The sequence below is a fragment of the Hymenobacter aquaticus genome, from assembly GCF_004765605.1.
GTDB classification, from domain to species: Bacteria; Bacteroidota; Bacteroidia; order Cytophagales; family Hymenobacteraceae; genus Hymenobacter; species Hymenobacter aquaticus.
In genome coordinates this window covers 1,348,506-1,362,635 of record NZ_SRLC01000001.1, presented here as the reverse complement: position 1 = coordinate 1,362,635, position 14,130 = coordinate 1,348,506, and the positions used below count along the sequence as shown (strand labels likewise).

General features: G+C 65.5%; 12 protein-coding genes. 6 read left to right on the top strand and 6 right to left on the bottom strand.

The window, feature by feature from the left end; genetic code table 11:
- Positions 1-162: 162 nt before the first annotated feature.
- The gene (gene corA / locus E5K00_RS05560) at positions 163-1,368 is read right to left on the bottom strand and encodes a magnesium/cobalt transporter CorA (RefSeq protein WP_135462262.1); all 1,206 of its coding nucleotides are present in this window, start codon (positions 1,366-1,368) and stop codon (positions 163-165) included.
- 219 nt (positions 1,369-1,587) lie between these two features.
- Positions 1,588-2,496 (bottom strand): hypothetical protein, encoded by a 909-nt coding sequence (locus E5K00_RS05555; RefSeq protein ID WP_135462261.1) that lies wholly within the window; start codon positions 2,494-2,496, stop codon positions 1,588-1,590.
- 143 nt (positions 2,497-2,639) lie between these two features.
- Between E5K00_RS05555 and E5K00_RS05550 the strand changes: the two genes are divergently transcribed.
- From E5K00_RS05550 to E5K00_RS05540, 3 genes are all read left to right on the top strand, one after another.
- Positions 2,640-3,641, top strand: a complete 1,002-nt coding sequence (locus E5K00_RS05550; protein ID WP_135462260.1) for a hypothetical protein — start codon at positions 2,640-2,642, stop codon at positions 3,639-3,641.
- Between the two features lie 351 nt (positions 3,642-3,992).
- Complete coding sequence (locus E5K00_RS05545) at positions 3,993-5,288, top strand: MATE family efflux transporter (protein WP_135462259.1); 1,296 nt, start codon at positions 3,993-3,995, stop codon at positions 5,286-5,288.
- Between the two features lie 6 nt (positions 5,289-5,294).
- Positions 5,295-6,245, top strand: a complete 951-nt coding sequence (locus tag E5K00_RS05540) for a glycosyltransferase family 2 protein (protein ID WP_135462258.1) — start codon at positions 5,295-5,297, stop codon at positions 6,243-6,245.
- 10 nt (positions 6,246-6,255) lie between these two features.
- Here E5K00_RS05540 and E5K00_RS05535 read toward each other — a convergent pair whose 3' ends face one another.
- A complete protein-coding gene (locus E5K00_RS05535; protein WP_135462257.1) occupies positions 6,256-7,893 on the bottom strand; it encodes an ArnT family glycosyltransferase in 1,638 nt (545 codons plus the stop codon).
- A gap of 137 nt (positions 7,894-8,030) precedes the next feature.
- Between E5K00_RS05535 and E5K00_RS05530 the strand changes: the two genes are divergently transcribed.
- Positions 8,031-9,653, top strand: a complete 1,623-nt coding sequence (locus E5K00_RS05530) for a hypothetical protein (protein WP_135462256.1) — start codon at positions 8,031-8,033, stop codon at positions 9,651-9,653.
- Positions 9,654-9,758: 105 nt separating this feature from the next.
- The gene (locus E5K00_RS05525) at positions 9,759-10,736 is read left to right on the top strand and encodes an acyl-ACP desaturase (RefSeq protein WP_135462255.1); all 978 of its coding nucleotides are present in this window, start codon (positions 9,759-9,761) and stop codon (positions 10,734-10,736) included.
- Between the two features lie 94 nt (positions 10,737-10,830).
- Here E5K00_RS05525 and E5K00_RS05520 read toward each other — a convergent pair whose 3' ends face one another.
- The 3 genes from E5K00_RS05520 to E5K00_RS05510 form a co-directional block, all read right to left on the bottom strand.
- Positions 10,831-11,679, bottom strand: coding sequence for a methylated-DNA--[protein]-cysteine S-methyltransferase (locus tag E5K00_RS05520; RefSeq protein WP_135462254.1), 849 nt, complete (start codon positions 11,677-11,679; stop codon positions 10,831-10,833).
- A 139-nt stretch (positions 11,680-11,818) separates the two neighbouring features.
- A complete protein-coding gene (locus tag E5K00_RS22780; RefSeq protein ID WP_167856758.1) occupies positions 11,819-12,451 on the bottom strand; it encodes a hypothetical protein in 633 nt (210 codons plus the stop codon).
- A 69-nt stretch (positions 12,452-12,520) separates the two neighbouring features.
- Entirely contained in the window at positions 12,521-12,802 is a 282-nt protein-coding gene (locus E5K00_RS05510; protein WP_135462253.1) for a DUF427 domain-containing protein, read from the bottom strand.
- Positions 12,803-12,924: 122 nt separating this feature from the next.
- On the opposite strand from E5K00_RS05510, the gene E5K00_RS05505 reads away from it, so the two are divergent.
- A complete protein-coding gene (locus E5K00_RS05505) occupies positions 12,925-14,028 on the top strand; it encodes a vWA domain-containing protein (protein WP_135462252.1) in 1,104 nt (367 codons plus the stop codon).
- Positions 14,029-14,130 lie beyond the last annotated feature (102 nt).

The window sequence follows — 14,130 nt, the reverse complement described above, 5'->3', positions numbered from 1 at the left end:
TTTCATTGGCAGCCAGCTCCCGGCCGCTACGACTTTTGTGCCCGCAACATCGGTTACGCAGATGTCATCACCCGGCATGTGAGAGTTCGGCAGGGCGACTCGCTCGAAATAAACTTTCGGCTGCCCGTTGGGCCGCCCATTACGTGTCAGTAGGAAAGGGCCTTATCTGTTCGTCAGCCAGCCTTTGCGGTAGAAATAAATCAGTTGGCCGGCCACGATGAGGGCCAGCAAACCCAGCAGGGCGGGGTAGCCCCAGGGTTCGTACAGCTCGGGCATGTTGAGGTGGTTGATGGTGCCGTCGGGGTTTTCGCGCTGGAAATTCATGCCGTAGAGGCCCACCACGAAGCTCAGGGGAATGAAGATGCTGCTGATGATGGTCAGCACTTTCATGACCTCGTTCATGCGGTTGCTTTGGTCGGAGAGGTAGAGGTCCATCAGGCTGCTGATGGATTCGCGGTAGCTCTCGGCCAGGTCCATGGCCTGAATGGCGTGGTCGTAGCAGTCCTTGAAGAAGACCTTGGTTTCCTCGGGCACCACGTTTTCGGGCAGGCGCAGGATTTCGGCAATCTTTTCCCGCTCGGGGTACACCAGCCGCCGGAAGCGCACGATGTCCTTCTTCATCTGCAGAATGCGGCTGAGCAGCCGGCGGTTGGGCCGCCCGTTGAAAATCCGGTCTTCCAGAATCTCGATGTAGTCGCCGATGGCGGCCATGGTGGGGTAGTAGTGGTCGAGCACTACGTCGGTGAGGGCGTAGGCCAGGTAGATCGGCGACTTGTGCCGGATCATGGTGAAGCCCGAGCGCAGGCGGTTGCGCACCGAGTCGAGGCAGTCGTCGTAGTCGTCCTGAAAGGAAACCACGAAGTTGGAGCCCGTCACCAGGGAAAGCTGGTCGTCGTCGATTTCCAGCTGGGCGGTGAAGTCGGTCATGCGCGAGACCAGAAACAGACGGTTGTCGTCGAACACGTCCACTTTGGCCCGCTGGTAGTCGCCCAGCACGTCTTCCATGTGCAGGGGGTGAATCCCGAAATCCTGCATCAGGCGCTGCATCAGGGCCAGGTTGTTGTAGCCGCGCACGTCGAGCCAGTGCTTCAGGTCGGGGTGGGCCTGGTAGTAGGCCCACAGCTCCTCGTAGCTGTGGTATTCCTGCTCGGCGAAGAAATGGGCGCTGTACGAAATCAGGAACAGGCGCGGGGGCAAGGAGCCTTCCCGGATGGTGAGCGTGCCGGGCCGCTGGCCCACCTGCTGCTCGCGGGCCTGCTGGGTGGCGGCGCGGTCGGAAATACCGGTGAGCGGGGCTTCGACCAACGGCTCCTGTTCGGCAGCCGGAGCGGTGGTGGGTTCGGGCGAAGGAGAGGAGGCAGTCGTCATGAGGAAAAATAGGGCGCAGCGCCTGTATACGGGTCGGCTGCCGTTCGGCGTTGGCCGGAGCGCGGCAAACCCGGCTGCCAAACTACCGTTTATCCGTGGGCTTTGGATGAAGAAACCGGCCGACGCGGCATTGTTGTCCACAACGTTCTATAGCCAACGGGCCCGCCGGAGGGTTTCTCGCGGCGGGCCCGTTGGTAACGGCACGTGGCTGCCTGCCGCTTAGAAAGCAGCCACTATTTCCTGGTAGGAAATCAGCATGAGGGCCACTACGGCCGTGGCCAGGCCCACCCGGCCCCGGGCCCCGAGCTGCTCGCGGAACAGGAACCCGGCTCCCACCGCGCCCAGCAGAATGGTCGCCACGTTGGCCACGGGGTAGACGAAGGCCCCGTCGTTGCCGAAGTTGCCCAGGGCCAGAATCAGGAAGTAGATGGAGAAGTAGTTGGGAACCCCCAGGATAAAGCCCGCCACCAGGTTTTTGGCGGCAAACGGCTGCTGCATGCCGCGGCTCAGCAGCAAAACCAGGCCAATGATGCCGGCCGTGCCGAAGGTAACCAGCGGAAACAGCGTGCGGGTGGCCGCGTCGGGCAGCAGCGAGGAGCTGGCAAAGTTGAGCAGGGAGTCGCCGGCGCCGCTGGACACGAACAGCAGCACGGGCAGCCACCAGCCGGCCGCGGGCGTCGCCGCAGCACCCTCGGCGGAAGCACTTGCGCGGCGGGGCAGGGCCGTGAGCAGAATAGCCAGCAAAGCCAGGGCCATACCGGCGTAGTTGATGAAGGTGTAGGGCCGCTGGGAGAGGCGCAGCACCAGCAGATTGAAGAGCACGGGCAGAATCAGGGACATCTTATTGGCTACCGACGCGGCACTTACGCCCACGCGCTGGGCCGTGAGGGCCACCAGGTAGAACGTGCCGATAAACAGGCCGCCCAACGCCACGGCCGCCGCCAGCCAGGGCCCGCCGGCCAGCAGCGGGGCCAGGCTGGGCCGCCCCGAGGCCAGCCAGCCCACCACCACGCAGGTGCCGTAATTGACAATCAGGGCCTGGAAGGTGTCGACGCCGAAGCGGGCGAAGTATTTGAAGATAAAAACGATACAGACCGAGCACAAGACGGACAGGAACAGAGCAAGCATGCGGTACGCAACAAGATGAAAGGGGTGGGAAACGCCAAAAGGGCCGCAAAAATACGACACCGCCCGCTCGTTTGCCGCCCGCACCCCGATTTTACTTGTACTTTCGCCCTTCCGGCCCCGATTACCGCCTTTTTATTTCCCGCATGCCCGCTGCTTCGTCTCTTCTGCTGCCCCTGCCCGTGGAGGGCGACCGGTATGCGGTGCGGCTGCACGCGGGGCCGGCCGGGCAGGTGGCGGCCCCCACCTTGCCGCTGGCCTTCGAGCCGTTTCTCTACCTGACGCCCGCCCACCTGAATCTGCAGCGGCTGGACGGGCAGGTGCTGGCTTGCTACCTGGAAGACCAGCACCGGCAGCAGACCGTGGCCCAGCTCCACGCATTCGGCGAGGCGGGCCGGGACGAGGCCCGCAGCCCCTGGCAGGCCCCGTTTGGCGGCGTGCAGCTGCTCGACGACCTGCCCGCGGCCGTGCTGCTGGCGTTCCTGGCCGAGGTGGAGCAGCAGCTGGCCCGCCGGGGCTGGCCCCACCTGCACCTGCGCAGCTACCCCTTCAGCTACGACCCCGCCGGTAGCGCCCGGCTCGCCCACGCCTTGCAGCAGCGGGGCTACCGGGTGGCCTTGGCCGAAATCAACCACCACCTGCCGCTGCACGCCGACTTCCGGGCCCGCCTGCACCCCTCGGAGCGGCGGCGGTTGCGCAAGTGCCAGCAGCAGGGCTTCGTGTTTGAGCAGGAAACCCCGCTGTACCTGCCCCTGGCCTACGAATTTCTGAGCCGGTGCCGGCGGGAGAAGGGCCAGGCGCTGTCCCTTAGCCTGGAGCGTTTGCAGGAGCTGTTCCGCCTGTTTCCGCAGGACCACTTTCTGTTTTCGGTGCGCACCCCGGCCGGCGAGTGGGCCGCCCTGACCATCGCCATTCGCGTCAGCAGCCGGGTGCTCTACAATTTTTACCCGGCCAGTCCGCTGGCGTTCAACACCTTCAGCCCGGTGGTGATGCTCAACGAGGGCCTGCACGCCTTTGGCCGCGCCAACGGCCAAACCCTGCTCGACCTGGGCACTTCCACGCTGCCCGAGGGCCTGAACCAGTCGTTGCTGCAATTCAAGCGCCACCTGGGCGGGGTGCCCAGCCTGCGGCTCACGTTCGAGAAGTAAGCCGACGGCCTGGTAGTCGTCCTTCAGATCTGAAGGACGACCACTAAGAGCTTGGGAGCCACCCTTCACCGATGAAGAGCCATGTCAAAGCCCTTGGGAAGCATCCTTTACTAGTGAAGAGCCATGCCAAAGGACTTGGGAAGCACCCTTCACCGGTGAAGAGCCATGTCTAAGCCCTTCAGAGGCACTTCGCACGTGTGCGGAGCCATGCCTAAGCCCTTGACAGGCCTTCCGCACACGTGCGGATTCAATTTTCTGCCGCCCCGACCGGCCGGCCCGAAATCCACGCCTTTTCCGGGCCGGATGAGCGGGGCGTGGCCCACGCCCGAACATCCGCTACTTTTGCCTTTCATGCAGCCCCTCGACTCGCCCGATACGCCTTCCTCCTCCGCGCCCGTGGCCGGCACGGTGGGGCGCTTTCTCAGGGGCGCGTTCAGCTCGGGGCTGGCGGTGGGGGCCCGCACGGCCGGGGCCCTGCTGCTCAACAAGCTGCTGGCCGTGTACGGCGGCCCCGGCGGGCTGACGTTGCTGGCGCACTTTCAGAACCTGATGGCCCTGTTTACCACCCTGCCCAACGACGGGGTGCACGTGGGCCTGGTAAAATACCTGGCCCCGCTGCGGCCGGGCTCGGGTCGGTACCGGGTGTGGCTCGGGGCCGGGCTGGTGCTCAATGCCGGGGCCCTGGTGCTGGGCACGGGGGCGCTGCTGCTGGCCCGGCAGCAACTAGTGGGCGTGTTTCAGCCGTCGGGGGCCTGGGTGGTGCTGTTTGCCGGCGGCATTGTGCTGCTCACGGCCAATACCTTCTGGGTATCGGTGCTGCTGGCTGCGGGCCGGCTGCGGGCCTACGCCGTGCTGACGGCCGTGCTCAGCGGCGTGGGCGTGGCCGGGGTGGCCGCAGCGCTATGGCTGGGTTTGCGGGTCGAGCAGGTGCTGCTGGTGTACCTGCTGGCCCAGGGCAGCACGCTGGCCGCCACCCTGGCCTTGTGCGCCCGGCACGGCCTGCTGCCTGCCCTGCGGGGCCGGGTGAGCCGGGTGGCGCTGCGGCAGCTGGGCCGCTTCCTGCTGATGGCCGCCAGCGTGCTGCTGTTCAGCAAAGCCGTGGACTTCGTGATGCGCGACGTGCTGATTCGCTATTTCAGCCTGGCCCAAACGGGTCTGTGGCAGGCCGTGGCCAAGCTTTCCGACAACTACACGATGGTATTTTCGGCCGTGATGGGCAGCGTGTACTACCCGCGCCTGGCCGCGCTGGTGGGGCAGCCCGCCGCCCTGCGCGCCTACGTGCGCACGGTGCTGCGGGTGCTGGCCCCCGGCGTGGCCCTGGGCCTGGGCGGGCTCTGGCTGCTGCGCGACTGGCTGCTGCCCTTGTTGTTTGATGCCCGGTTCGGGGCCGCCCGCGAGCTGCTGGCCCCGCAGTTTATCGGCGACTGGGCCAAGTTCCTGACCTGGACCCTGCTGTTTCTGCTCATGGCCCAGGCCCGGGTGGGGCGCTACGTGGCGGTGCAGGCCGGCTCGGCCGTGCTCTATGCCGCCCTGCTGGCCGTGCTGCTGCCCCGCTACGGCCTGTGGGGCGCGCCCCTGGCCCACGCCCTGCGCTTTGGCATCCTGCTCGCGGGCTGCCTCGTTTACTTCCGGCCCTACTGGCGCTAAGCTCCCATGACCTACCAGCCCGCCGACCTGCCCGCCAGCCCCGCCGAAGCCCTGCCGCTGGTGACCATCGTGGCCCTGTGCTACAACCACGCGCCCTTTCTAGCCGAGGCCCTGGATTCCATTCGGGCCCAGACCTACCCGCACCTGGAGGTGATACTGGTCGACGACGCCAGCACCGACGAAAGCCCCAACGTATTGCGGCGCTACGCGGCGGCCAACCCCGGGTGGCAGCTGCTGCTGCTGCCCGAGAACCTGGGCAACTGCCGGGCTTTCAACCGGGCGTTCCGGCAGGGGCGGGGCGCGTACTTCATCGACTTCGCCACCGACGACGTGCTCTTGCCCGAGCGGGTGGCCCGGCAGGTAGCCTGCTTCCAGCGCCTGCCGCCCGACTACGGCGTGGTCTATACCGATGCCGAGCTGATCGACGAGGCCTCGGGCTACGTGCGCCACCACTACCGCCGCGCGGGCGGGCAGCTGCACCCGCGCCCGGCCTCGGGCTGGGTGTTTGCCGACGTGCTCAGCCGCTACTTCATCAGCACGCCCACCATGATGATGCGCCGCGCGGTGCTGGAACAGCTCGGCGGCTACGACGAGGCCCTGGCCTACGAGGACTTCGACTTCTGGGTGCGGGCCGCCCGCGACTTTCAGTTCTACTTCCTCGACCAGGTCACGACCCGCAAGCGCCTGCACCCGGCCTCGATGTCGCGCCGGGGCTACCAGCCCAACGACCCGTTCCTGGCCTCCACCATTGCCGTGTGTCGCAAGGCCCTGCGTCTGTGCCGCACCCCCACCGAGCGGGCCGCCCTGGCCGTGCGCCTGCGCTGGGAACTGCGCCAGGCCGTGCGCTGGGGCAATCTGGGCGAAGCCCGGGCGTTATACGCCCTGCTCACCGCCGCCCACGCCGTGCGCCCCCTCGACTGGGTTTTGGGCCAGTACGCCGGGCTGCGCGGCCGGTAGCGCGGCCCACTTAGCGCACCTGGTAGAGCGTGACCTGGCCCTCCCGCGCCAGCTGCCGCCGCCGCGGGAAGCGGGCCAGCACCTCGGCCTCGGAGTAGCGAATCAGCTTGCGCGTGAGCTCGGGGTTGGTGAGCGTGCTGCCGTTAATCAGCAGCCAGGCCTGCTCGCCGGGCGCCAGTTGCACCGAGTCGGCGGCCGAGTAGCGCCGAAAGCGCAGCCCCGGCGGCACCCGGAAGCCGAAGGAGAAGTCGTAGTTGCCCACCAGGAAGTCATCGACAAACACCACGCCCCGCGCCGGGCCCCGCAGTTGCCGGTCAATAACCCGCTGCTGCTGGAAGTACGACGACACGCCGGGCTTCCGCATGAAGTATACGGGCCGGATGCTCAGGGCCAGGGCCAGCACCAGCAGGGTGCCCGCCGCCAGCCGTTCCGAACTAAACTGTGCTAAGCCGGATGCCGCCGGACGCAGCCACCAGGCCGCCACCAGAAAATAGAGCCCTGGCAGTCCGTACAGCACCGAGAGGCTGTTGTGCAGCCAGGCCGCCGCGGCCAGTAGCAGCAGGCCCAGCACGTAGCCGCCGCGCCCGGTACGCACGAAGTCGCGCACCCCAAAGCCGGCGGCCAGGCACAGGGGCGGCAGCAGGGGCGTGGTCATGCGCGGGAGCAGGGTAATGGGGTTGTACTGGCTCAGGGAGGTGCTGCCCAGCCAGTAAAAGGCCAGGGTAGAAGCAGCCAGCGCCAGCCAGAAGCCCGCGTCGGAAGCGGCGTAGCGGTGCCGGCCGGCGGCGGCGGCTCCGGCCAGCACTAGGGCCAGCCCCAGCCCGGTACCGACCAGGAATTGCAGGGGCTGATAGGTAACGCGGGCCAGCAGGGCCGCCCGGTTGCCCACCAGAAAGTTGCCTTCCTTCAGAAACTCGTTGGTGTGCTCAATCAGGTGAATGCGGTACAGCGCGTCGTGGGTATAGAGCTGGTAGAAGGCCAGGGAGGCCCCCAGCAGCGCCGCGCCCACCCCTATTGCCGAGGCCCAGAAGCGGCCGTGCCGCCGCCGGAACGCATCCACGGCCAGCAGCCCCAGGTAGAAAGGCAGGTAGTACACGATGGTTTCCTTGCTGAGCAGGGCGGCGAAGTTGAGAACGGCAAAACCCGCGCCCCAGCGCCCCGGGCGGCCCGGCCCGGCACGACCTTGCCGCAGGGCAACGGCGCAGCACAGGCACCAGAACATCAGGATGTTATCCGGGTAGAGGTAATTCGTGAGGTTGAGCGTGAAGTAGTGCAGACCCAGCAGCAGCATGGCCGCCGCCGCTACCACCGGCTCCCGTCGCCGGTACGTGGCCCAGATTACCACCGCGCACCCCAGCGTGCAGAGCAGCGGCCACAGCGTGCCGGTGATGATGCCGATGCCAAACACCCGGTACAGCGCCGCCACCGGCCCGAAGATCAGCCACCGCTCCTTGAGCGGGTCGTGCAGCAGGCCCCGCGGGTCGGGCACCACCCGGAACGTGCCGCTGGCCAGCTGGTGGGCGTAACGGGCGTAGTAATAGTCGTCCAGGTCGTAGAGCCCCTCGTGGGTCAGGAAAAAGTAGGCGACGGTCAGCAGGCTCACGAACAGGAGCGTGAGGTCGGGCAGGCGGCGGGAGAGAGGCTTCACAACTGCAAAGCAACCGAATTGGCGCTAATTGCCCGGCCGGTCGGGGGCCGGGCAGTCGGGGCCGCCCCGCAAAATCGTTTTTCGTTTCTCATCTTTACCCCGCTGGCGCGGGTTGCGCTTTTCCCGCCGGACCCCTCATGCACGTTCCCCGTTTCCTGCGCGTCGTCGTGTTGCCGCTGCTGCTGCTGCTCTCGGCCAGCGCCGGGCTGGGGTGCTACTTCGAAACCAACGACGACCTGAGCATCGTGCTGCTGCTACAGGGGCGCACGGCCGCCGCCCCCGTCACCGACCTGCACCTCTACTTCCACGGCCTGGCCCCGCTGCTAGCCGGTTTGTACCAACAGTTTCCCGCGGTGCCCTGGTATGGCCTGCTGCTCTACGGCCTGCTGTATCTGGCCGGCGTGCTGGTTTTTGCCGTGCTCGACCGGCTGCTGCAAACCCGGCTGGCGGGCGGGCCGCTCACGCTGCTGCTGAGCGGGTTTTACGGCCTGGCCTGGCTGGAGCACGGTTTGTGGTTTAACTACGTGCGGGTGCCGATTCTGCTGGCGGGAGCGGCGTTGCTGCTGGCCGCTCAGCGCGCCGCGCGCCGCCGCTACCTGCTGCTGGCCGGGCTGGCCCTGGCGCTGGCCTGGCTGATTCGGCCCAGCGCGGCCCTGCTGGGCGTGCTGGCCGCGGCGCCGGGCGCGGTGTGGCTGGCCGGCCGCCGCGGAGCTTCCCTGGTGGGCGGGGCCGGGTTGCTGCTGGCCGTGGCTAGTCTGGTGCTATGGCTCGGCAGCAGCCCGGCCACGGCCACCTACCGCACCCTGGACGTGCTCAAGTCCAACCTCAACGACTACCAGCTCTATCAGCCCCGCCCCCGCACGCCGGCCGACCGGCTGGGGCTGCAAGCCGTGGAGCACTGGGTGTTTGGCGACGCCCGCCTGGTGAATGCGGGCCTGTTTCAGCGGGCGGCGCGCTTCGAGCCGGCGGCCTTTCTGCGGGATACGGTGCCGGCCAAGATGGCGGCCTGGGCCGGCCTGCTCGCCCGCGACTATTTCGCCCTGCTGGTTTTGCTGGCCCTGAGCTGGCTGCTGGTCGCCCGGAGTCAGCGGTTTGCGCACCGGAGCGGCTTCTGGCTGGGGCAGCTGTTTTTCCTGGGGTTGCTGCTGGGCCTGGGCCTGGTCCTCAAGCTGCCGCCCCGCCTGGGTATGCCCCTGATGGGGCTGTGGCTGCTCAGCAACCTGGCCTACGTGCTGCGCGACACCCGCCGGCCGCTGCCGCGCCTCTCGCCGCTGCTGCTGGCCGTGGTGAGCCTGCTGCTGGTGGCGTATGCCTTCAAAACCACGCACCGCGTGCAGGTGTTGCGCCAGGAACGGGCCGCCGGGCTGGCCGTGCTGCGCCAGCTGGAGCGCGCCACCCAGGCCGGGCAGCTGGTGGTAGGGGCTGGCCTCGAAGCTGCCTACAAGTCCCAGTCGCCGTTTGAGAGTCTGCGGTTGACGCCGCATTCGGTGCTCGGCCTCACCGGCTGGCCCACGCTCGACCCCTCGCAGCCCGCGTTTCGGCGGCAGCTGACGGGCACGGCCGAGCTGGCCCCGGCCCTGGCCCAACTGGCCGCCCACCCCGCTACCCAGTGGTGGCTGACGCCGGAGCTGGCGGCCTGGCTGCCGGCCTACCTGGCCGCGCACCAGTGGCGGGCCTACGTCCAGCCCGTCGGTGCAAGGCCGGCCGGGGCGGACCACCTGCCTGGGCGGTACCGGGTGCGGGTGGAACGGATGAAATAAAGGTAAAATGCCAAAATTTTATAGGCAGCCGCCGGGCTCTTTCTTACGTATCCCTGAGAGGTGAATGCCTACATTTGACCCCGAAATACCTCTTTTCCCCTTCCTATGATTGCAACTGTGGCCTCCCGCGGGGAGGTGCTTCAGCATCTCGAATCCTTTTTAAAAGAAAATATCGACGGCTTTCTTAAAAAGGTCGAGGACAGCTGGCAGCCCGCCGACTATCTTCCCGACTCCCGCTCGGAAACCTTCTTCGAGGAGGTGCGCGAACTGCGCGAGCGGGCCAAAGGGCTGAGCTACGACCTGTTAGCGGTGCTGATCGGTGACACTATCACGGAAGAAGCTCTGCCCAACTACGAAGCCTGGTTTCACCAGCTCGACGACCTGAACCGAGACCCCAACAACGGCTGGGCCCAGTGGATCCGGGGCTGGACGGCCGAGGAAAACCGCCACGGCGACCTGCTCAACCGCTACCTGTACCTGAGTGGCCGCGTAAACATGCGCGAGTTTGAAACCAGCACCCAGTACCTGATTGCCGACGGTTTCGACCTGGGCACCGCCCACGACCCCTACCGGGCCTTCATCTACACCAGCTACCAGGAAGCGGCCACCAACCTCTCGCACCGCCGCGTGGGCACTCTGGCCCGCAAGGCCGGCGACGCGCAGCTGTCCAAAATCTGCGGCATGATTGCCGGCGACGAAACCCGCCACGCCCGCGTGTACCAGACGTTTGTCGACAAGATTTTCGAGGTCGATCCTTCGGAAATGATGCTGGCCTTCGAAGACATGATGCGCAAGAAAATCGTGATGCCGGCCCACTACATGCGCGAGTTGGGCGTGGAAATGGGCAAGACCTTCGGCCACTTCACCGACGCCGCCCAGCGCCTGGGCGTCTACACCAGCCAGGACTACACCGACATTCTGGAAGGTCTCATCACCACCTGGAAGCTCGACCAGATTACGGGCCTGAACGGGGCGGCCGAAAAAGCCCGCGACTACATCATGGCCCTGCCCAACCGCCTGCGCCGCGTCGCCGACCGCATGCCGGTGCCCAAGCTCGAATACAAGTTCAAGTGGATTGAGTAGTTTGCCTGACGCATACTAAAAAAGCCCCTGTTCTACCAGATCAGGGGCTTTTTCGTGCGCGTGCGCTAAGTTCATCAACCAAGGCCGGCTCCGCTCAGTACGGCACATAGCTTGCGTCCGGCGCTTGTTGCCGGACGGCTTCCCAGCCCAGCAGCGCCGTTTTGCGGGTGGCTCCCCAGCGGTACTGGCCCAGCTCGCCGCCCTGGCGAATCACGCGGTGGCAGGGAATGAGGTAGCCTACCGGGTTGGCGCCAATGGCCGTGCCCACGGCCCGCACGGCCGCCGCGTGGCCCGCCCCGGCCGCCACGCCGGCGTACGTCGAGAGCCGGCCCTCCGGAATCCGTAGCAGCGAGGCCCAGACTTTAAGCTGGAAGGCAGTGCCTTTCAGGTGCAGGTGCAGCCGGTCGGTGGGCTGGAAGTCGCGGGCGAAAAAGTGGGCGACCTGGGCATGGAGCGGGGCCGGCTCGTCGAACAGCGTGGCCTGGGGCCATTCCTGGCGCAGCTCGGCCAGGGCCAGGGCGGCATCGTCGGCGAAGTGCAGGCGGCAGATGCCCTTGGGCGTGGAGGCCACCAGGTAGGGGCCGAACCGGCTTTCCGCGAAGCTGTAGCGGATGGTCAGGGCCGCGCCGCCCTGGCGGTATTCGCCGGGCGTCATGGCCTCCACCCGCATGAATAAGTCGTGGAGGCGGCCGGTGCCCGAAAGACCGGTTTCGTAGGTGGCCTCGGCCACCGAAAGCTGCTGCTGGAGCAGGCTTTTGGCGTGTTCCACGCTGACGTACTGCAGAAACTTCTTCGGGCTGACGCCGGCCCACTCCTGAAACTTTCGCTGGAAGTGAAACGGGCTCCAGTGGGCCTGCTCGGCCAGCTGTTCGAGGGTGGGCTGCTCCCGAAAGTTTTCCCGGAGGTAGCCGATGGCGGCGGCAATGCGTTGGTAGTCAGTCATGACAAAAGGCAGAATGGTTGCCAAAGCTACGGCCCGGCTGGTCCGGTCCAAACCCGATTCTTGCGCACTTAAGTGGCCGAAAAAGTAAAAGCCCTTGCCCGGTTCCGGACAAGGGCTTCGGTAGTAACTACGTAGCTGCTTATTGCACCACCGGTGCTTCATTGACCACGCTAACCTGCCGGAACGTGAGGCTCTGGTCGGGTAGCACGTAGCGCACGGTGCGGGTGCCGCCGCTGGGGCAGCAGTTGGCGTCGGTTTCCTGATAAATGGGGAAGGAGCGCACGACTTCCTTGCCCTGCACCCGAAACCTATCCTGGCCCTGGTAGCCCCGGGCGGCCGGGCCCGAGAGCTTGGGCATCGTCATCCGTTCCCAGTCTTTGCCCCCGAACCAGTAGCCGCGCACTTCGCCGTAGGAGCCGCTGCCGGCGCCTTCCACGAACACCAGCAGTTCGGAGCCCGGCCCGGCAGTCAGTTTCACCAGTTGGGCATCCTTCACTTCGCCCAGAATGGAGTCCTGGGCGGTGGTCAGCTCCTGCCCGTCCTGCTCGGCGCGCACCAGCAGCTGGCGCTGGCCCAGCCGGCCCTGGGAGCTAACGACGAACGTGTAGGGGGCGGCCGTCAGGGTTTTGCTGAAGCCGGGCGGGGGCGCGGCTTCCGGGGCGCGGGAGGTGGTGGGGTTGGGCTGGCCGGTGGTGGTTTCGCGGGCACTGTCGCAGCCGGCGGCCACGGTCAGCAAAGAAGCCGCCAACAGCAGGCGGGAAGAGGTACGCATACAAAAACGAAAAAGGGGTATGGCTGCCTATACGGCAACGGAAGCCGTGAAGATAGGCCCGCTGCCGGCTTATTCCACCACTTTCACGCCCTTCCAGAAGGCCACCCGGTTCTTGATTTCCTTGGCCGCGTCCTTGGGCTCGGGGTAATACCAGGCCGCATCCTTGTTCAGCTCCCCGTTTACGCGCAGGGAATAGTAGCTGGCCCGGCCTTTCCAGGGGCAGGAAGTTTGGGCAATGCTGTCTTCGAAAAACTCGCGCCTGATGGCGTCGGCGGGGAAATAATGGTTATTTTCGACTACCACGGTGTCGTTGCTCTCAGCAATTACCGTGTCGTTCCAGATGGCTTTCATGGTGGTGTGGTTGGAAGGTTGGATAAACTACTCGTTAGCTCAAGAAGGAGAGGCGGCGCTAAAACCTCCGTACTGAACATTGCCAGCCGCCGCTTTGTTATCAACGCTCAACTCCCCGAATTATGTCCGCAGGTTTTCGTTTCCGGGATTTCGTGCCCGAAGAGTCGTCCGAGAAAGGCTTCGAGACACTGTTTAAGCTATTTATGCAATTGGTGACCATCACGTCGGGCGACGTTGGTGAGGCCTTGTCGTGGCTCAACGAGCTGGATAAGCAGTACGGCCTGACCGACAACGACTACGGGATGGGTAACTTCATCGAGGACCTGAAGAAAAAGGGGTACATCGACGAAAACGAGCAGGAGCGGGGCGCCTTCAAGATTACGCCCAAAACCGAGCAGGGCATTCGTAAGAGCGCCTTGGAGGAAATCTTCGGCAAGCTCAAGAAGGGCAACAGCGGCAACCACCGCACGCCCCAGACCGGGCAGGGCGACGAGCTGAGCACCGACATCCGCGACTTCCGCTTCGGCGACTCCCTGGAGCAGATTTCGATGACCGAGAGCATCCGCAACGCCCAGCTCAACCACGGCCTCTCGGACGAGTTCATGCTGGCCGAGGGCGACCTGGAAGTGCGCGAAACCGAGCACAAAACCCAGACCAGCACGGTCCTGATGATTGACATCTCGCACTCGATGATTCTCTACGGCGAGGACCGCATCACGCCCGCCAAAAAGGTGGCTATGGCCCTGGCCGAGCTCGTCAAGCAGAAGTATCCCAAAGACTTCCTCGACGTTATCGTGTTCGGCAACGACGCCTGGCCCATCAGCGTCAAGGACTTGCCCTACCTGGAAGTGGGCCCGTACCACACCAACACGGTGGCCGGCCTGGAGCTGGCCATGGATTTGCTGCGCAAGCGCAAAACGGCCAACAAGCAGATTTTCATGATTACCGACGGCAAGCCGACCTGCCTGAAGGAAGGCAACGGCTACTACAAAAACAGCTTCGGCCTCGACCGCAAAGTCGTGAACAAGACCCTGAACCTGGCCGCCGCCGCCCGTCGCCTCAAAATCCCGATTACCACCTTCATGATTGCCAGTGACCCGTATCTGCAGCAGTTTGTGGAGGAGTTCACCCAGGTGAATCAGGGCAAAGCCTACTACAGCGGCCTCAAGGGCCTGGGCCACCTGGTGTTTGAAGACTACAAAAAGAACCGCCGCAAAACGCTGTAAGCAGGCTGATTTAGAATAAAGTAGAACGTCATGCTGAGCGAAGTCGAAGCATCTCGCGTGCAATGGTAATTTGATTACTCTTGCGGTAGAGATGCTTCGGCT